Raw genomic sequence first — 20530 nt, 5'->3', positions numbered from 1 at the left:
GATAGGGTTTTTTTATATCAGTCGTTCACATTCAAGCCTATATTCGCCTATTATAGAACCGAAAAAATTATCGACTGTTGAATACCGTATGAGCTCTTCCGCTACCCTCGATTTAAGCCTGCAACTATTACGTCAGCCTTCTGTCACACCGATTGATCATGACTGCCAGAACATCATGGCTGAACGTTTAAAGAAGATTGGTTTCAATATTGAATCCATGCGCTTTGAAGATGTAGATAATATCTGGGCACGCAAAGGCACAGAAGGTCCGGTCTTCTGTTTCGCTGGCCATACCGATGTCGTGCCAACAGGGAATCTGGATGCCTGGAACTCAGATCCTTTTTTACCAGAAATCCGTGAAGGCAAACTTTATGGTCGTGGCAGTGCCGACATGAAGACGGCTTTGGCAGCCATGGTAGTTGCAACAGAACGTTTTGTTGAAAAATATCCGAATCACAAAGGTTCTATTGCCTACCTGATTACTTCAGATGAAGAAGGTCCATCGATTAACGGCACGGTGAAAGTGATTGAAACACTGGAAGCGCGTAATGAGAAAATTACCTGGTGTCTGGTCGGTGAACCGTCAAGCACTAACAAACTAGGTGATATTGTTAAAAATGGCCGTCGTGGGTCTTTGAATGCCAATCTCACAGTCAAAGGCAAACAGGGTCATGTGGCTTATCCGCATCTGGCCGTGAATCCGATTCATACCGCCTCTAAAGCGATTGCTGAACTGTGCGACACAGTCTGGGATCATGGCAACGAATATTTCCCGGCGACGACCTTCCAGATTTCCAATATCAATTCGGGTACAGGCGCAACCAATGTTGTTCCCGGCACCATGAACCTATTGTGCAACTGGCGTTATTCAACTGAAGTGACCGCCGAAGAACTCAAAGCACGTACTTTAGAAATTCTGGATCGTCATGGTGTGGACTATGACATTTCTTGGACTTTATCTGGCCTGCCTTTCCTGACGCCAGTTGGTGAACTAGTAAATGCAGCTAAAACCGCCATTCTGAATGTGACGGGGACTGAAACTGAACTATCGACTTCGGGCGGTACCTCAGATGGCCGCTTTATTGCCCCTACCGGCGCACAGGTACTGGAACTTGGCGTATTGAATGCCACGATTCATCAGATCAATGAACATGTCGATATTGCAGACTTAGAGCCATTGGCTGAAATCTATGAGCAGATTCTCGTGAATTTACTCGCCAATTAAGTAAATTCATAACGCAATAAAAAAGGAACTCCATGGAGTTCCTTTTTTATATTTTATAGCCTGGATTACAGCCCGATTGTAGCCTGAATATTGGTCATATTCGGAATATGGAACAGCTGTTCGTTCATGCGCACATATTGAAAGATGGCAGGATCATTCACGGGCTGATCGACATCGACCACTTCGGAAATACGAATCCGGATGGTTTTCGGCATTTCATTACACATCAGGGCAAAGCGCTGAGTAATTTCATCCCCCTCAATCACCAGTGCCACCCCATTTTGACGTGACGGATCATTCACTGCATAGACCGGTAACTGTGCCTCATGCCATTCTACAGTTTTGACCTGCGTATTGCTATCCAGTGCTGAAAGGACAATATTTTGTGGCAATAGCATCGGATCTTTGCCATGACAGTCAATAATATAGGCATCAATAAATCCGGTCGATACCGTAATCAGATGCTGAAGTTCCTGCTGGCTAATCTGATCAGCCATTTTACTGCTTGAATTGGTCTGACTCATGTATTACCCCTGTTTTTCAGCAATGAGTTGTTGGATATTGGCCAGCAGTTCCGCTTCCTGGAACGGTTTACCCATATAATGCGTTACGCCCAGGCTGAATGCACGTTCACGATGCTTCTCACCGGTACGTGAGGTAATCATGATAATCGGCAAGTCACGGTGAATATCATGGTGACGAACCAGATTGGTCACTTCGAAACCGTCCATACGTGGCATTTCGATATCCAGCAACATCAGATCCGGTCTGACGTTTTCGAGCTGTTCGATCGCATCTACGCCATCTTTGGCAGTGACAATATCATAGCCTTGACGTTCCAGCAGACGCGACGTCACTTTACGTACAGTCACCGAGTCATCGACAATCATCACCAGACGACGTGCATTGGAATTACGCGAACCATCACGCTGATCATTCAGCTGTTTGACACGCTGTGTCGCCTGAATCTGGCGGGCAACATTCTGTCCATCGAGAATCAGACAGACCTGACCATCACCCAGAATCGTGGCACCAGCCACCACTCCGACATTGGCAAACTGCTGTCCAATCGGTTTCACTACAATCTGCGCTCGTGAACCAACCAGCTGATCGACCAGTAAGGCAATGGTCTGACCACTATTTCCTTTGATCAACAGCACCGGCAATGAATGTCCAACATTATTAAGACGTGGAATCGGCTGGTTGCCAACAAACTCAGACAGATAACGCAACTTATAGTTTGCGCCATCGATCTTGAAATAGTCATCTTTACTGTTGAAATAGCTTTCCAATGTGGTCGGCGCAATACGCACGATTCGGTCAATCTGCGCCAGAGAAATCGCATATTGCTGATCGCCCACTTTCACCATCAAGGCATCGCTGACCGCTACGGTCGTCGGTACGCGAATCGTAAAGACCGTGCCCTTGCCCAGTTCCGAACTCACTGACACATGACCGCCCAGCGATTTGATCTCGCTTTGTACCACGTCCAGACCGACACCACGACCAGAAATCTGGGTGACTGCTTTCGCGGTACTGAAACCAGGATGGAAGATAAATTGCAGGATTTCTTCCTGATCAATGACTTGATCCGCTTTGATCAGATCCAGACTCAGCGCTTTTTCACGAATCTTCTCTGCATTAATCCCCTTACCATCATCACTAAAGGACACGATTACATCGGTTCCCTGACGGCTGATGTTCAAGACAATAGAACCGACTTCCGGCTTGTTCAGTGCGATACGATCTGTCGTATCTTCCAGACCATGGTCAATCGCGTTACGCAGCATATGCTCAAATGGGGTGACCAGACGCTCGAGAATATTACGGTCCAGTTCACCTTCGGTATTCTGTACGATCAGTTCTGCAGGACGGTTCAAGGTAGTCGAGGTTTGGCGCACGATACGCTGTAAACGCGGCAACATCCGGTCAAATGGGACCAGACGGGTACGCATCAGGCTTTCCTGAATCTCGGCCTGAATACGGGATTGTTGCAATAACAGTCCTTCGGTTTCGCGAATCTTGTCGGCAAGCGTACTCTTGAAGTCGACCAAATCCGATGCAGATTCTGCCAGTGATTTGGACAGCTGGTTGAGCGACGAATACTGGTCCATTTCCAGCGGGTCAAAGTCGGCATAACGCGAATTCTCTGAACCATGTTTGGCAATAATCTGTGATTCCAGCTCGCCTTCCATTCGACGTAACTGATCGGCAAGACGCTTGATCGCCAGTTCCATCTCGTTCAAGGTATTGCCCAACTGACCCAGGTCCATCTCGATACGCGAACGGTTAATCGAGTTCTCACCGGACAGGTCAATCATCTTCTCGACCAGATCAGCAGAGATACGGATCATTTCGTTATTACTATCGCTGGTACCGCTATTCGCCCATTCACCCATCATCTGTGGCGGTTCAGTACCATCACCTTCAACAAAGCCGAAGTCGGTGCTGACTACAAGATTATCTGTTTTCGCCAGACGCTCAGGCAATTGCGCAGTAACATCCACATAAGCAATCTTTTTCAGACTGCTGTGAAGCGGCTCAAAACCGCTATAGTCGCGCTGGAAAATCGCCTGTCTTAACCAGACCAGCGTTTTCTGCAATAAGCCATCATAGGCATTCGAGTTAAATTGATAGACCGCAAACTGTTCAAAAGTCGTTTCTAGCTCATAGGCAATACTGGCCACTTCTTCAACATCAATCATACGTGCGCCGCCCTTGATACTGTGGGCAGCACGCTGTAATTGCAGCAATAAACTACGGTCACTACGCTGATCAAACCATTGATTGAGGAGCTTCTCGGCATTGGCCAGAATCTCTTCGGATTCTTCCAGGAAAGATTCTTCAACAATGGATTTCAGTTGGTCTTCTTCAGAACGTTCTACTGGTGTGTCTTCAGTAGCCTCAGGAGATTCCAAGATTTCCAGTAATTCTTCAGCTTCAGCCAGATCAGTTGCAGGCTGTTCAGTCGTTGCTGACTCTTCAAGTTGCGGTTCAGGAATTGATGTCGCTTCGACCTCTGCAACTTCAACTCCAGCGTTCGCGCTCTCCGCAGCAGCAACAGCTTGTCCAGACACCAGCGCCTGAATATTTTGCAGAATCGCAATCGCTTCTGGTGCAGGATAATCAATACCGTCTTCCCGAATCGATTGAATACGATCGGAAATGTTGTCCTGTACTAGGCGAATAATTTGGATTAAAGCAGGTGTCACGGCAATTTGCTGACGGATCACCCGCTCATAAATACTTTCCAGTTCATGCGCAATCAAACCGATATGCGAAGCTGCAATCATGTTTGCACCACCTTTTAAGGTATGCAAATGACGCATCAGATTGTTCAGTGAAGTCGTATCATCCTGTTTTTTGCTCCAGGTATTCAGATCTTCATCAATGCCTGCGAGCAATTCATCCGCTTCTTCCAGGAAGATACTTAATAATTCTTCATCAAAATCACGGTTGGTTTCAGTACTTTGCTGCTGCTGACGATCTGCAGCGATGCGTTGACTCAAACCAGCAAAATCGACACTGCCAGGCGCGACAGTTTCAGCCGCCTGCGCAGTCTCTGAGCTTAGCTCAATATTCTGACTGCTAGTATCTTCAGCAAATATCTCGAGATCCTGCTGCACAAATGCAGACAGTTCGCTGAGTATTTTTTGAATCTCATCATTCAGAATGACGCGCTGTCCTGCGGCCAAGGTATCAAATAAATGAATAAATTCCTGATGCGCCTGTGCGAACAGTTCATAAGCATAATCGCTGTTTAGCAGCACTGGCTTTTCAAGCAGCGCATCATAAGCCAATTTCAGGTCGGCAGTGAATTCATGAATGCCTTGCGCTGCCCGGCTTTCTGTATGTGCCAGCAATTCTGCAGCCTGCTGGCTGAGTGCCTGAATATATTCCGGATAATCGACTTGGGCGCGTTTATCAAATTCAAACTCGGCATCCAATAACAGATCAATATCCAGCTCAACCAGTTTGGACACCAAGCCTTGCGTCTGAATACTATTGGTTTCAGTAACTGCAAAGCCATAATCATTCCAGACACGCTCAAAGGTGGCATATACCGCATCCAGTTTTGCAGTATTGCCCTGACGTAGCAAATGCAGATAGTCACTGACAAACTCGGCATACTGAATCAGTAAAGCAGTTTCTTTTGAGGTTGAGACAATTTCATCTTGCAGCAGGGTTTTGAACAGATGCTCCACTTTAGAGCTGGCCTCAAAAATCTGGTCAATCTGCGCCATGGATGAACTGCCGCGCAAAGTATGAATCGCACGAATCAGCGCATTATAATCTTGTGATTTTTCATCTTCAGTGCGAAGGAAGGTGGCAATCGTATCCAGATGCTCTTCTGCTTCTTCAATAAAGATCGCCACAGTTTCTTCGATATCACTGCGAACCGGTACTTCTACTGGCGCTACTGTTAGCTCAGCTTCACTTGGCTCATTGTCTGCAAGCTCAAGACCTGTCATCTGACCTTCAGCAGTCAAATGAACTGCCAATGCCAGTAATTCTTCCAATGCAGGCTCAGGCGAAATTTGTTGTTGTAATTGTTGTCCCAAGAGCACCATTGGACGCAGGTCGAGATCCAATTGCTGTACATGTTTGAATTTTGGATATAAAGCATATTGATAGACATTCAGTACCGCTTGGGCAAATTTCTGTACCGTCGGTGTTAGCTGAATCGAACCGGACAAAACCCGGTTTAAGGTATCTTCAACCGCCCAGGCCATTTCCCCTGCCGATTTTGCCCCGACCATGCGGCCTGAACCTTTCAGGGTGTGAAAATGGCGGCGAATGGTCTTCAGATTTTCTTGATGATCTGGATTGCTCAACCATTCTGGAAATAAAGCATTTAACTCAACGAAGATCTCTTCGATTTCCTCAACAAAAATTTCAAGAATTTCTGCATCTTGGTCAAGATAACTATCTTCAGGAAGCGTTGTCGTTTCAACTAAATTTTTTAATATTTCTTTCATAGCTCATGCTTCTTACGTTATGCCGCCAAGAAGGGCGCTCAAACTTAATTGTGACCGTCACGCGATACCTAACGTATGAAGTTAAGTACATCTTGTCGAGGCTTTATCTGTATTTTCTGAATGTGTCTCAACCGCGGTCAAGACACATTTCCCCATCATGTCTGACTTTATTCTGGTAGTTTAAAGTCAGATACAGATTCACGTAATGCATCGGCCATGTTTGCCAGTTCAGATACTGAACGTGCTGTATCGAAGGTTGCACTGGTGGTTTGCGAGGTAATTTCCTGTACGACATTCATCGTGGTCGCAATATGACCTGCAGATGCTGACTGCAGTTTCGCAGCATCAGAAATGTTCGCAATCAGTTTCGCAAGGTTGTTCGATACTGTTTGAATCTCATCTAGTGCTACACCGGCATCTTTAGACAAGTTCGCACCACGTACAACTTCCGATGTAGTTTGTTCCATCGAAATAACGGCTTCGTTCGTATCCGTTTGAATGGTTTTTACCAGGCCTTCAATCTGCTTCGTTGCAGAAGCTGAACGTTCCGCAAGACGCTGTACTTCATCGGCTACGACCGCGAAACCACGACCTGCTTCACCGGCCATCGATGCCTGAATTGCTGCGTTTAATGCCAGGATGTTCGTCTGGTCAGCAATATCGTTAATCAAGGCTACGATGTTACCAATTTCCTGAGAAGATTCACCCAAACGTTTAATACGTTTTGAAGTTTCCTGAATCTGTTCACGAATCGTGTCCATACCCTCAATCGAGCGATGTACGACATCCGCACCGTTTGCAGCAATTTGTACTGAACGCTCTGCTACCACCGCTGATTCATCGGCGTTGGCAGATACCTGGTCAATCGACAGTGCCATTTCGTTAATCGCTGCAGAAGCACCGGCAATTTCTTGTGCCTGATGTTCAGATGCTTCGGCTAACTGGTTGGTAATACTTTGTGTAGTTGCAGTATATTGCGCAACTTCTTGCGAAGTTTCAGTAATACGCGATACCAGGTCACGTAACTGGTCGATCGCAAAGTTAATCGAGTCGGCAATCGCACCGGTAAAGTCTTCAGATACGGTTGCATATGAACGTAAGTCACCATCTGCAAGATCGGCGATCTCATCAAGTAAACGCAAAATCGCATTCTGGTTACGGTCATATTCTTCTTGTAAACGGCCTACACGCTGCTTATCCGACAAGCCACGCAGAGAAAGTAACTTGAATACACACAGCAAGAAACCGACTAATAATGCGATCAGAAGGACTGCCGGAACAACCGTTTTAAGACCTGAGTTACCCGATAATTTATTCAGGTTGTCCAAAAGCACATCAGATTGAGAAAAAATAGATGCGGCTGCCTGACGAACTTTTACGATCTGTGTAGAGTTTTTCAGAATAATCGCTGATGCAGATTCCAGTACGTCATCATATTCAGCCTTGATGCCTTCCAGAGATTCACGCAGGGTTGGATCAGCAATACGCTGTACACCCAGTTCAGCAGAACCATTCAACTGTGCATTCAGATAAGAACCGAAAGTTTCGGTATCGGCACTGAAGTCATCCGCTGATTCACGTGAACCATCGTTACCTGTCAGTACCAAACTGATTGAACGTAAGATACGTTCTGCAATGAATACCTGGTTTTTGGCAATAACTACCTGGTTCGATGGCATATCTTGACGTGCCATCTGGTCGACCATCAAGTTATATTCCGCCTGAATCCCCGGAATCGCTTCACCAATAGCGATGTTGGTGTCGTATAACTGGTTAATAATCTTTTGTTGCGAGGTAATCAGATCAATACTGCTGGATACTTCTGTCCACTGTTTATCAACAGCTTGCAACGCATCATTGTTAGAATGAATACTTTTAACTGTCTCAAGATTTTCAGCAAAAGCTTTTTGTGAATCAGTCAGGTTCTTCATAGCCTCAGGCGTACCCGAAGCTGTCGCTTCAGTCGCTTGGCGCGAAATCGTTTGCGAGAGGAGACGCAAATCACCCAGACTTTGAGTGAGTTCATTGGTACGTGGAACGCTATAAAAAAGATACAATAAAGTGATCAGTGCGGCTAAAAGACAGCCTGCTGCTCCATAGATCAGCGGTTTTGATTTCTCACTATCACCGAAGACACGTGATAACTGATCTACTTGCGTTTGAATCTTAGCTAAAAAAGCATTACCGCCTTTGCGGCCAGTGCTCTCACCTGTATTTTTCTTTTTAAGTTTAAAGCCCATGCAGCCTCTCCCCGGTTGACGCCTTGCTTAGTTTCGAGCGCGACATTTAATTTATAAATTTTATAGATGCGTTCATAAATTTTGGATTTTGCAACAGACGACTGAATAAAAACACATGCCACTGCTGGTTGTGCTGATGGAAAAACCCCTGACAATATTCTTGTAAGTTTTTATCCAATTCAGATTTCTTCGAAAAGAAACTTTTCTTATTGAAATGTTGTATACCCAAAACTTGATCTACGACCAAACCCACATACTGGTCATTATGGTTGATACATAATACTTTTTGAGTCGGTGAAAATTGACTGCTTTGCCCTGATACGTACTGCGTCAGATCAGAAACCGATAACAGTCTTCCCCGGATATTCGCCAGACCCAACACCCATGCTTGCGTTTTGGGTACCGGCGTATATTCTGGGGGATAAATCACTTCTGATACTTCCCCCAGCGGGGCAACAAAATATTGCCCCATCATCTCAAAAGCAATGCCCGACCATCGGTTAACTTCATTGCCATTGGAAACGTAGTTTTTATTCCCCCGTTTCGCAATGCGAAGCAATTCGATAAATCCATTTGCTGCCATAGAGCTTATCCTGCATTGAGGTGCTGCTTAATTACATCTATTAATTGTTTTTCATCGACTGGTTTTGTTAGATAATCCGCTGCGCCTTGACGCTTGCCCCATACACGGTCAGTGGCCTGATCCTTGGTACTGACAATCACGATTGGAATATGTTTGGTCGTTGCACCACGTGCAATCTGACGGGTTGCCTGAAAACCATTCACACCCGGCATAACCACATCCATCAGAACTAGGTCCGGCAATTCTGCCTGTGCCATGGTGACGCCATCTGCGCCATTGGCTGCTTCAATCACCTCAAAGCCATGTTTAGAAAGAATCTCTCTAAAGCGAAAAGTTTCTGTCGGTGAGTCATCCACAATTAGGATACGTGCCATGCCAATTCCCCAAAAAATCAAATATTAAGCACTAATATGGTTACGGATTGCATTGAGCAATTCATCTTTACTAAAAGGTTTAGTCAGGTATTCATCTGAACCCACGACACGACCTTTGGCCTGATCAAATAAGCCATCTTTACTTGATAGCATAATCACAGGAATATTCTGGTAATTCTGAGAGTTTTTGATTAAGGCGCAGGTTTGGTAACCATCCAGGCGCGGCATCATAATATCTACAAAAACGATATCTGGATTTGCTTCGGCAATTTTTGACAAAGCCTCAAAACCGTCTACTGCAGTAATGACCTCATAACCTTCGCGTTGAAGAAGAGTTTCCGCAGTACGACGAATGGTCTTTGAGTCATCAATAACCATAATTTTTAGATTTTGGAATTTATCGTCCATTTGTTTAACCCTTCCCATTTTAGAAACTATATGCCATAAGGCTCATAGGATTATTTTATTACGATCGATAAACATTTTTAACATAAAGTCACTTGTATTATCAATGAACATTTTCTACACAAGTAGACAAAATCATTTATTTTTAATAACAGCTTCACATTTTCTTATCGTTATTGGTTTTTTTTTGACTAACGGTAGTTTTTTATTGATAAATTTAAGTCTAATATAACAAAATTATTACTTTAAAATAAGTAATTTAGTCAACTTTAAATTCGGGGAGCCAATGATGAGTCAGTTTTTAAGAAAACTTGCTGTCATTGATAAAAATAAAATGACTGGTCAATTCATTGTTGTTGTGCTGCTACTGTTACAGGTGAGCTTAACGTGTGCGAGTAGTAACCAACTCCCGCAAAAAGCCACCTGGTATCGTTATTATGACAGCAAGGGTGTGGCCAATATCAGTACTAATGTCACGCCAAATCATATCCGTTATGGCTATGAAGCACTTGACCAGAATATGCAGGTGATTAAGCGTGCCCGTCCTTATAATGCCGAAGCGGATATCAGGCAAGCGCCACAACGTGCCAAGCAGGCGCAGCGAATTGCCGAAGATCATAAACTCAAGCGTGCTTATAACAATAGCCAGACCGCTTTACAGAAAAAGAATGACAGCCTGGTCCAGTTAAAAAAACAGATTGATTTTCAGCAAGAACAAATGAAGCAACTGCAAAAAGATCGGGTCATGTTTGTGCGTCAGGAACGTGAATATTTACGTAAAGGTAAAACCCCACCGGCACACCTGAAAACAACATTAGACAATAACCAGAAAAATCTCGCTTCCCAGAAAGAAAATATTCAATCTTTACAAAGTCGCTATCGAAATCTGGAAGCAGAATACGACAAAATTATCGCCCGTTTAAAAGCACTTGAATAAATACAAATAGCTAGCCGTGGTTTTGATCCATAGCCAGCTAAAAGGACTCATATGCAAACTGCACCGCATTCTCATGATTTAAATATGCCTTCCCCGCGCTCTATCCTGATCATGAGTGCACTTTGCTTAAATATGTTTTTAGTGGCTTGTGATAAAGATGAACCCGTACAGCAAACCGAAACAGCCAAATCCATTGAAGTCATTCCTCAAGATCTAGTTGCAGTTCAATCTGGCAATTCAGTTCAAAAAACCGCATTCACCGGCACCATTCGTGCAGTCAATCAAAGCAGCATACAGTCACAGGTCTCTGCTACTGCCACCAGCGTAAACGCACAGGTAGGTCAAACAGTTGCCAAGGGACAAGTGCTGGTACGCCTGAATAATCAGGACAATGCAGCCCGTCTGGCACAGGCACGTGCGAATCTGGCCTCCACTCAAGCGCAAGCCAATCAGGCCCGCAATATGATGCAGCGTAAAAAGCGCCTGCTCGATCAGGGTTTTATTTCAAAAGTAGAATATGAACAAAGTCAGGTGGACTATCAGGCACAGCTGGAAAATGTTCGTGCCCAGCAAGCCAATGTTGATATTGCCCAGAAAGCAGATCGTGATGGCATCATGACCAGCCCGATCAGTGGCGTGATTACCCAACGTCAGGTCGAACCGGGTCAAACCGTGGCGATTGGACAAACCCTGTTTGAAATTGTCGATCCAAAACGATTGGAAATTCAGGCACGCGTACCCAGTGATCTGCAATCAGACTTAAGACTGGGCAGTCAAGTCGAATACAGCATTCAAGGGAATCCAAATCGGCTCACTGCCGTAATTAGCCGGATTTCCCCAATTGCAGATCAGGCCAGTCGTCAGATCGAATTCTTTGCCAAGCCGAATGAAACCATTCCCTCGCTAAGTATCGGCTCCTTTGTCGAAGGCAACATTCTGAGTCCACAACAGATTTCTGGCCAGCTGATTCCATTAGATACTGTTCAAGACATTCAGAATAAACCTTATGTCTGGGTAATTCGCCAGAATAAAATTATCAAGGTCAACATACAGGTTTTGGAACAGCGTTATAGCGATAACATTGCTGTGGTTCAAGGACTGGAAAATGGTGATCAGGTCAGCCGGGTGAAGTTTAGCGAAGCTGATCTGCAAAAAACTGTCACCCTTCGCGCCAACTAAAGCCATTCACACAGGATCATTGATATGTGGTTTACCCGAATTAGTGTGAATTATCCGGTTTTTACCATCATGATGATGTTCTGCCTGATGGTGCTGGGGCTGGCTTCATGGCAGCGGATGGGCGTTGAAGAATTCCCTGATGTCGATTTCCCTTTTGTGGTGATTTATACCAACTATCCGGGTGCTTCTCCGGAAACGGTTGAATCGGAAATCACCAAGAAACTCGAAGATCAGATCAATACCATTTCCGGTTTAAAACAGGTCATTTCCCAGTCCAGTGAAGGCCTGTCCATCATCACCACTGAATTTAATCTGGATGTGACATCTACCACAGCAGCCCAGGACGTGCGGGATAAAATCGCTTCTGTAACTGCTGAATTTCGTGATGAAATTCAGGAACCGATTGTTGAGCGTTATGATCCGACAGCAAATGCAGTGATGTCAATTGTATTTGAATCCGACAACATGGATGTAAAAGCGCTCAGTTCTTATCTGGATCAGCGGATTGTGCCACAACTGCGCACAGTTCCGGGAGTCGGAACGGTCAATCTGCTTGGTGATGCGCAGCGCCAGATCCGGATTCAGGTGGAACCGCAAAAACTGCAAGCCTTTGGCATTGGTGTAGATAGCGTGATCAACACCTTAAAAGCCGAGAATATTGAAGTCCCGGGGGGGACGCTTAAATCGGGTAATTCGGAACTGGTCATTGAAATCAATTCCAAAGTGCTGCATCCCCTCGCCTTCGGCGATCTGGTCATTGCCAATAAAAACGGCGTACCAATTTTCCTCAGACAAGTGGCTAATATTCAAGACAGTCAGGCAGAGCTGGAATCCGCAGCTTTTCTGAATGGCAAAACTGCAGTTGCGATTGATATTTTGCGTAGTTCAGATGCAAACGTCATTGAAGTAGTAGACAAGAGCTATGTAACTTTAGAAAGTATTGAGGCGCAGCTTCCCCAAGGCACTACTTTACAAGTAGTGGTAGATTCCTCCAAAAGTATCCGCGGCACCATTGGCGATGTAGCCCGCACCATTATTGAAGGTGCGGTACTGGCTGTGCTGATTGTCCTATTATTTTTAGGCTCTTTCCGTTCAACTGTGATTACCGGTTTGACCCTACCCATTGCACTCTTGGGCACGCTGACCTTTATCTGGGCCTTTGGCTTTAGCATCAATATGATGACTTTGCTGGCGCTGTCCTTGAGTATTGGTCTGCTGATCGATGACGCAATTGTAGTACGTGAAAACATTGTCCGGCATACCGACATGGGCAAAGATCACGTGACTGCTGCACTCGATGGCACCAAAGAAATTGGTTTAGCTGTTCTGGCCACAACACTGACCATTGTTGCCGTATTTCTGCCTGTGGCCTTTATGGGCGGAATTATTGGTCGTTTCTTCTACCAGTTCGGGGTCACGGTGAGTATGGCCGTTCTGATCTCGATGTTTGTCAGCTTTACCCTGGATCCTATGCTCTCTGCACACTGGGCAGAAAAGAAAAAAGATCCAAACAAAAAACCAGGTCGGGTGAAACGTTTCTTTAGCTGGATCTCCGGCAAGCTGGATAACTTAAGCTATGTCTATGAAAAATTATTAAAACTGGCATTGCGCTTCAGATTGATTACTTTATTAATCGCGGTCGCTTCATTATTTGGTGCTTTGGGTTTATCCAAACTGATCGGCACCGAATTTGTACCGGTCCCGGATAAAGGCGAAATCCGGATCAAGTTTGAAACACCGGTCGATTCATCGCTTGAATATTCACAAGCCAAACTGCAGCAGGTGGATCAGATTATTCGTCAGCATCCGGATGTCAAAGCCACTTATGGGGTGATTAATGGCGCAACTGACCGCGGTAAAAACCATGTCAGTTTACGGGTGACTGTAACGCCGCGTACCGAACGTGAAAAGACCCTGAATGACCTGAATAATGAATTCCGCCAGCGTCTACAATCGGTTGCAGGAATCAGCATTACCTCGGTGGCATCCGCCGATGAAACCGTTTCAGGTGGCCAGAAGCCGATCATGATTTCGATTAAAGGTCCGGATCTAGATGAACTGCAAAAAATTTCCGATCGCTTTATGACGGAAATGGCGAAGATTAATGGCATTGTCGATCTGGAAACTTCATTAAAAGAACCCAAGCCGACTCTTGATGTACAGATCAATCGCGTCTTGGCCAGTGATTTAGGTTTATCGGTCAATCAGATTGCCAATGTAGTGCGTCCGCTGATTGCCGGTGATGATGTCACGACCTGGCAGGATGAAAAAGGTGAAACCTATGATGTGAATCTGCGCCTGACCGAAGACCAGCGCAGCTTGCCTAGCGATTTACAGAATATGTATATCACCTCAAATAAAACCGATGCCAATAATCAACCAATTCTGGTTCCGCTTTCGAGCGTGGCCAAATTTGAAGAAAAACTCGGTGCCTCGCAGATTAATCGACGTGATCTGGCACGTGAAGTTCTGGTCGAGGCCAATACTTCAGGACGTCCTGCAGGCGACATCGGGACGGATATCAGCCGCTTGCAAGAAAATTTCGATATGCCACCGGGTTATAGTTTCGACACTCAAGGCTCCAATGCCGACATGGCAGAATCCGCAGGTTATGCACTGACTGCGATTACCCTGTCGATTGTCTTTATCTATATTGTGCTCGGTTCGCAGTTCAACAGTTTTATTCATCCTGCAGCAATTATGGCCTCACTGCCATTGTCGCTGATTGGCGTGTTTCTGGCCTTATTCCTGTTTAATTCCACCATGAATCTATTTTCGATTATCGGCATTATCATGCTGATGGGACTGGTGACCAAGAATGCGATTCTGCTGATCGACTTCATCAAGAAGGCCATGGACCGCGGTGAAGACCGTTATGATGCAATTATTGCCGCTGGTAAAACCCGTTTGCGTCCTATTCTGATGACCACCAGTGCCATGGTCATGGGCATGGTTCCACTTTCCCTAGGGCTAGGTGAAGGTGGTGAACAAAGTGCACCGATGGCGCATGCGGTGATTGGTGGGGTAATTACCTCTACCCTGCTGACCCTGGTGGTGGTGCCGGTGATCTTTACTTACCTGGATGACTTTAAGAATTTTATGCTGCGTCAGGCACGTAAAATCATGGCATAATTTAATGCAACACAATGAGGTGACATTCCCAAAAGCTCACCTCATTTTTTATTGTATAATCCCTGCTTTAACGCTTAATTTTTTAGGACAGTTTCCATGCGCGCGAGTCGCTTTTTATTTGCAACGTTAAGAGAAACCCCGAACGATGCTGAGGTTATTTCCCATCAGCTCATGCTTCGTGCCGGTATGATTCGTAAGTTGGCTTCAGGTCTATACACCTGGTTGCCGATGGGCGTTCGCATATTAAATAAAGTTGAAGCGATCGTTCGCGAAGAAATGGACAAAGTCGGTTCACTTCAGGTCTATATGCCGGTGACTCAACCTGCATCTTTATGGGAAGAATCAGGTCGTTATGTACAATACGGCCCTGAACTTTTACGCTTCAACGACCGCCATGGCAACCCATTTGTTCTGGGTCCGACGCATGAAGAAGTGATCACTGATCTTGCACGTAACGAATTAAAAAGCTACAAGCAATTGCCTGCAAACTTCTACCAGGTACAAACCAAATTCCGTGACGAAATTCGTCCACGTTTTGGCGTAATGCGTTCACGTGAATTCATCATGAAAGATGCCTACTCTTTCCATGCCAACCAGGAATCACTGCAACAAACCTACGACGACATGTATGCAGCCTACTGCAAAATCTTCACCCGTCTTGGTTTAGATTTCCGTCCGGTTCAAGCAGATACCGGCTCAATTGGTGGTTCAGGTTCTCATGAATTCCACGTTTTGGCTTCAAGCGGTGAAGATGATATCGCTTTCTCCACTGAATCTGACTATGCAGCCAATATTGAAATGGCTGAGGCGGTGCTTGTCGGTGAACGTGCGGCACCAACACAAGAACTTAAACTGATAGACACGCCAAATCAAAAAACCATTGCGGATGTATCAGCATTCTTGGGCACCAATCCTGCCCATTCAGTGAAAGCGTTATTGGTTCAAGGTGTTGTAGCGGAAGAAGGTCAAGAAGCACCAGTCGTTGCATTATTCCTTCGTGGTGATCATGAACTAAATGAAATTAAAGCTGAAAAACATCCTTTAATTGCTGCACCTTTGACATTTGCTACTGAAGAACAACTTCAAGCCCTTGGCTTAACTGCTGGCTTTGTCGGTCCTCAAGGTCTGGTCGAAAAAGGTATCACCGTCATTGTTGATCGTGCAGCATCGGTATTGTCTGATTTTGTTGCGGGTGCAAATGCAGCAGATCAACACGCAACAGGTGTAAACTGGGAACGTGATGCGCAGTTCACTGAAGTTTATGACCTACGTAACGTGGTTGAAGGCGATCCATCTCCAGATGGTAAAGGTACGCTTCAAATCAAACGTGGTATCGAAGTGGGGCATATCTTCCAGTTAGGCAAAAAATACTCTGAAGCTTTAGGTTGTAAAGTCTTGGGTGAAGATGGCAAACCATTCACTGTAACAATGGGGTGTTATGGTATTGGTGTAACGCGTGTAGTAGCTTCTGCAATCGAGCAGAACTTTGATGAGAAAGGCATTATCTGGCCAACTGCCATTGCACCGTTTGAAGTTGCCATTGTGCCGATGAATGCACACAAATCTCCACGAACTATGGAAGCTGCGGAAGCACTCTATGCTGAATTACAAGCTGCAGGTTTTGACGTATTACTTGATGACCGTAACGAACGTCCGGGCGTGAAATTCTCTGATCTTGAGCTGACAGGTATTCCACACCGTATTGTAATTGGCGAAAAAGGCTTAGATGCAGGTACGTTTGAATATAAAGGCCGTCGTGATGCTGAATCTGTAAATATCTCGAAAGAAGAATTATTGGCAAAAATTGCTAAATAATTTTGCTTTCTTATAAAAAATCCCGCGTAATACGGGATTTTTTATAACTAAACTTAGCAGAATTTGTGTCCACCAAAGCAGTTCGGTTTAAAGTTCTGGCCTTGTAAAGTTAAATTAGTAAGAGGGAAATCAAGTAGCGCAGGATTTTTAATTTCCTTTACATCAAGTGCACTTCCTAGCACACAACCAAAAACCAGACTTCCACAATCTCGCACATTAGTGGTTAAATCATGGTTAATTCCTGCAATAGTTTGCTTTAAAACAGCATCTGAAATTGGCACACTATATGAAGGTGAAATACTTCCTAAATCCACTTCATCTTCCATTGCCAGCCACCACCCTTGTTTTGCCGCGACTGCTGCACCAGGCCATAAAATGCTTTGGGATTGCAAGGAGAGTGAAGCTGGATTATTTAAATATAAAGCATGAATAAGTCCGAGATTTTGTTTAACGGTAATGTCTGTCTGTAGCCCGGTTAAGTAGCCTGTAATATCTTTATCTAATTTTAATGCTCCATCCAATAATTCTGCTTTTAATGGTCCTTTAAAATCAATACGACCTACTGTCCCTGTCCCTTTTAGTACAACTTCTTTCATTCTTGTTCCTGACACTATCGTAGCAGGAATAGTAAAAGGTGCTGTTGTAGAATTTAACTGGAAAGCATAATTGCTAGATGTGTAATGTAAATCCAGAGGTAATGGTTGACCTAATATAGTGCCTTTTACCGTGCCCTCAATATTCATTCCAGTTGTAGCATAATCCATGACACGAGGAGCCGTTGTTGCAACTCCTGATGAGGATTTTGTTTTCATATAACCACTGAAACTGTTAATACCATTTGGTGTAGCACTATTTTCTGTCCCCATTGTCAATAGACCCGAAATCTTTTCCGCACTTAAACGAAAACCTAAAACTTCACGTGTAGACGCCTGATTTGGATTTTTTATGGCAAATTGTACAAATGGATTAGTAATCAGAGCTGAGGTCGCGGCACGATCCGCACCATTTGTAGGATTACCACTTAAGGCTATATGATCAATATCAATATCACAGCCGGTTGCACCATTAACACCGCCACACCCGAGCTGTAGCTTTTTTATATTGGCATTAATTTCCATCTCGGCTTCCAAGCCTAATTTATAAAATGAGATATTACTCTGGTCATAAGTAGCTCCTAGATTATCCATCTGGTTAAATCCAGACTGAACCTCCATTGACAATAAAGCCTGCCCATTGACTTCTGAGAGCTCTTGGTCTTCCAATGAGGTTAATGCAGATACCTGGCCACTTAGGCCCATCATAGCTACCACTAGACTTTTTAATATTATTTTTTTCATTTTTCTCATCCTGATTTTTAGCGTGGTGTGATTCCCATCGTGCTACGAATGGTTCCACCAGTCAGTGCAATACTTGCCATGTTTTGCATATTGCCATTGGTCGCCATGGCAAAATTGGTTTTAAATGGTGTTGCAATATTATTTTCATAATTGAGTTTGACCTGATTATCCAAAGTCACTGTATCTGCACTGACACGAACTTTTGCTTTGACACCCAAATGACCTTCCATCCGGTTAAAGTTAATTGACGAAGTTTTTAATACCCCGGCTGAATCAATATCTTCATTGGCAATACTAAAATAGCTGCCCAGATTATCTTTATTTGCAGTTTCTTCTGCGGTAAGGGGTCTAAACTTAAAATTTGCATCAAATGACAGGAAGTTGGTATCTGGTGAATCGCTGGTCGGATCCACTCCTGGAATGATGAGGAGCTCGCCGTTTCCATCAAGTTTAAAAGCAATATTAGTCAGGACATCATCACGTTTAGAAAAATTATCATGAGGCACATAGCTTCCGCATTTAGTGACTAATGCATTGGTACAATTATATTTAGAGCCAGGTAATTGACCAATCGCAAGTTCTGCTTTGGCAGCAATCAGTAAATCATCGGCACGAATATAGATCCCTTCATCTTCATAGCCAATAATACCTTCTGACTTGATCAAAGCATCGATATTCCTAAAACCGGCATAATAGTTAACAGGTTCACCATGCTCACCATTTTTACCATCAATCAAAATAATTGAGGTTGTGCTCGGCAACTCAGTTTTCTTGTCAATTCCATAGCCTTCTGTAGATGCCATAATGTTATAAGCAATTGCTTGCTTATTGTCTGTTCCATAAGTCGTTCCAGACAACGCAACATTGGCATTTAAATTATAAATAGGAATACCGATTCCCCAAGAACCACCATCTCCACCAATTTCCGCCAAAGAGTTATCTGATATGAAACGTGCCTTAGCAGCAATAGACTGAAAATCCATTCCACGTACGGCGATATAAGCAAAATCTTCTTCATTCGTGGTGGTACTGAGTGTCTGTTTAAGCACAGTGCTACTACTACCTAAAGTCTTTTGCATATTTTCATTAATTATGAAATCGAGACTTTTTGCAGTAATGGTATTTATATAGATATTTCCAAAGTCGATATAAGCATTTTTACCGTGTAAGGAGCCAGCAGCATTACGTGTAGTCAAGGGTCTGAGCTTGGAAAATTGCACAGCATGGCTTCCCTTACCGGTATGACCAATCTCAAGTGTTGTCGGTGCCATAGTTGCTGGAAGCCCAGTACTATTATCACCTGTAAAATCTGCAGACAAGCCTAGATTTAACCCACCTTCTCCGACCAGGCCACTGTAACCTGTTGCAGCTTTGTCCTGACGCTCTAGTACACCATTCACCTTGTTACTAACATCAAAAGTACCGATCTGGGTTTGATCGGCACTCATCGATAATCTTGCATTAGTGACTGCACCCGAAGCCCCTAAACGCATAATATTTTTGCGTTCGTTATTTGGCGTGTTATAACGCAAGTCAATATTAACCCCTGGATTGGTCGAATTAACCCGGCCAGCTGCGATATCGGTAATATCTTCAGCACGCTTTAGATCCACATAGTGATCTTGACTGCCATTTCGTGTGGTGAGTACCACGCCTTCATCCGGGTCAATGTACATATATCCTTGACCCGCGAAGTTAAAGTTAAAGTCATTTAAAATCAGACTATTTTCACCTAACTTATGACTAATCGTGGCATTTTTAAGCTGAAAATCGATACTGGCAATTGAATCTTTATTAAATAGACCTGCACTAGTTTGTAATAGCACACTAAGCGGTGTAGAGGTACTAATCCCTAATGCCCCCAAACTTTGATTTGATTGAGTACCCGCAGTCCGAATACTCTTCGCAGATTGACTACATGGATTGGTCGTACAGGCGATCTTTACCAACTTTAAATCTGCAGTGGCTTGAAATGGTGAAACACTTGCAGCAAGCCGAAGTCCTGCCCCTTGTGAAGTCGCTCCTACATCTATTTCAAGTTGACTAATGATTGGTTTATTATCTTTGCCAATAATCTCAAGATTATGTAGACCTAAACCCATTTTAGTGTTGGCAGTTGGATTTGGATCATACCAATTGGCTTGAGCAATATTGGCTTTAGAGATTTCATGAGTAATCACCATACCATCTTGTCCAGTAACTTCACTCAATTCTTGCTCTTCAATAGTTTCAAGTGCATAACCTTGTTGTATAAGACACATGCATACCGTTAGCAATTTCAACTTTATTGTTGTTTTTTTCATTTTTATATCCTTATGCTGTAC

13 protein-coding genes are annotated in these 20530 nt (G+C 44.2%); 5 read left to right on the top strand and 8 right to left on the bottom strand.

The genetic code is table 11. The annotated features are described in order from the left end of the window. The first annotated feature begins 88 nt into the window (after positions 1-88). Positions 89-1225 (top strand): succinyl-diaminopimelate desuccinylase, encoded by a 1137-nt coding sequence (gene dapE, locus J7649_RS13880; protein WP_114540997.1) that lies wholly within the window; start codon positions 89-91, stop codon positions 1223-1225. Between the two features lie 65 nt (positions 1226-1290). On the opposite strand, the gene J7649_RS13875 is transcribed toward dapE, so the two are convergent. The 6 genes from J7649_RS13875 to pilG form a co-directional block, all read right to left on the bottom strand. After that, the gene (locus J7649_RS13875; RefSeq protein WP_219308686.1) at positions 1291-1749 is read right to left on the bottom strand and encodes a hypothetical protein; all 459 of its coding nucleotides are present in this window, start codon (positions 1747-1749) and stop codon (positions 1291-1293) included. 3 nt (positions 1750-1752) lie between these two features. Next, a complete protein-coding gene (locus J7649_RS13870) occupies positions 1753-6204 on the bottom strand; it encodes a hybrid sensor histidine kinase/response regulator (RefSeq protein WP_219308684.1) in 4452 nt (1483 codons plus the stop codon). 167 nt (positions 6205-6371) lie between these two features. Beyond that, positions 6372-8444, bottom strand: a complete 2073-nt coding sequence (locus J7649_RS13865; RefSeq protein ID WP_005106253.1) for a methyl-accepting chemotaxis protein — start codon at positions 8442-8444, stop codon at positions 6372-6374. Between the two features lie 46 nt (positions 8445-8490). After that, positions 8491-9027 carry a chemotaxis protein CheW gene (locus J7649_RS13860; protein WP_004280709.1) on the bottom strand — a complete coding sequence of 179 codons (537 nt, stop codon included), beginning with the start codon at positions 9025-9027 and terminating at the stop codon, positions 8491-8493. 5 nt (positions 9028-9032) lie between these two features. Further along, positions 9033-9401 (bottom strand): response regulator, encoded by a 369-nt coding sequence (locus J7649_RS13855; protein ID WP_004280710.1) that lies wholly within the window; start codon positions 9399-9401, stop codon positions 9033-9035. 24 nt (positions 9402-9425) lie between these two features. After that, complete coding sequence (gene pilG / locus J7649_RS13850; protein ID WP_004280711.1) at positions 9426-9809, bottom strand: twitching motility response regulator PilG; 384 nt, start codon at positions 9807-9809, stop codon at positions 9426-9428. 286 nt (positions 9810-10095) lie between these two features. On the opposite strand from pilG, the gene J7649_RS13845 reads away from it, so the two are divergent. The 4 genes from J7649_RS13845 to J7649_RS13830 all read left to right on the top strand — a co-directional run bounded on the left by J7649_RS13845 (position 10096) and on the right by J7649_RS13830 (position 16869). Next, positions 10096-10743 (top strand): hypothetical protein, encoded by a 648-nt coding sequence (locus J7649_RS13845; RefSeq protein WP_219310132.1) that lies wholly within the window; start codon positions 10096-10098, stop codon positions 10741-10743. Positions 10744-10794: 51 nt separating this feature from the next. Continuing rightward, complete coding sequence (locus J7649_RS13840; protein WP_219308682.1) at positions 10795-11922, top strand: efflux RND transporter periplasmic adaptor subunit; 1128 nt, start codon at positions 10795-10797, stop codon at positions 11920-11922. A gap of 24 nt (positions 11923-11946) precedes the next feature. Next, positions 11947-15054, top strand: a complete 3108-nt coding sequence (locus tag J7649_RS13835) for an efflux RND transporter permease subunit (protein WP_219308680.1) — start codon at positions 11947-11949, stop codon at positions 15052-15054. Between the two features lie 96 nt (positions 15055-15150). Beyond that, complete coding sequence (locus tag J7649_RS13830) at positions 15151-16869, top strand: proline--tRNA ligase (RefSeq protein WP_219308678.1); 1719 nt, start codon at positions 15151-15153, stop codon at positions 16867-16869. A gap of 53 nt (positions 16870-16922) precedes the next feature. Here J7649_RS13830 and J7649_RS13825 read toward each other — a convergent pair whose 3' ends face one another. Both J7649_RS13825 and J7649_RS13820 read right to left on the bottom strand, forming a co-directional pair. Next, a complete protein-coding gene (locus J7649_RS13825) occupies positions 16923-18206 on the bottom strand; it encodes a hypothetical protein (protein WP_219308676.1) in 1284 nt (427 codons plus the stop codon). A gap of 17 nt (positions 18207-18223) precedes the next feature. Further along, the gene (locus tag J7649_RS13820) at positions 18224-20509 is read right to left on the bottom strand and encodes a hypothetical protein (RefSeq protein ID WP_219308674.1); all 2286 of its coding nucleotides are present in this window, start codon (positions 20507-20509) and stop codon (positions 18224-18226) included. Positions 20510-20530: the final 21 nt, after the last annotated feature.

The organism is Acinetobacter lwoffii, from assembly GCF_019343495.1.
Lineage (GTDB): Bacteria > Pseudomonadota > Gammaproteobacteria > Pseudomonadales > Moraxellaceae > Acinetobacter > Acinetobacter lwoffii_P.
The sequence above is the reverse complement of the archived record's forward strand: the minus strand, read 5'-3'. Positions and strand labels throughout refer to the sequence as shown.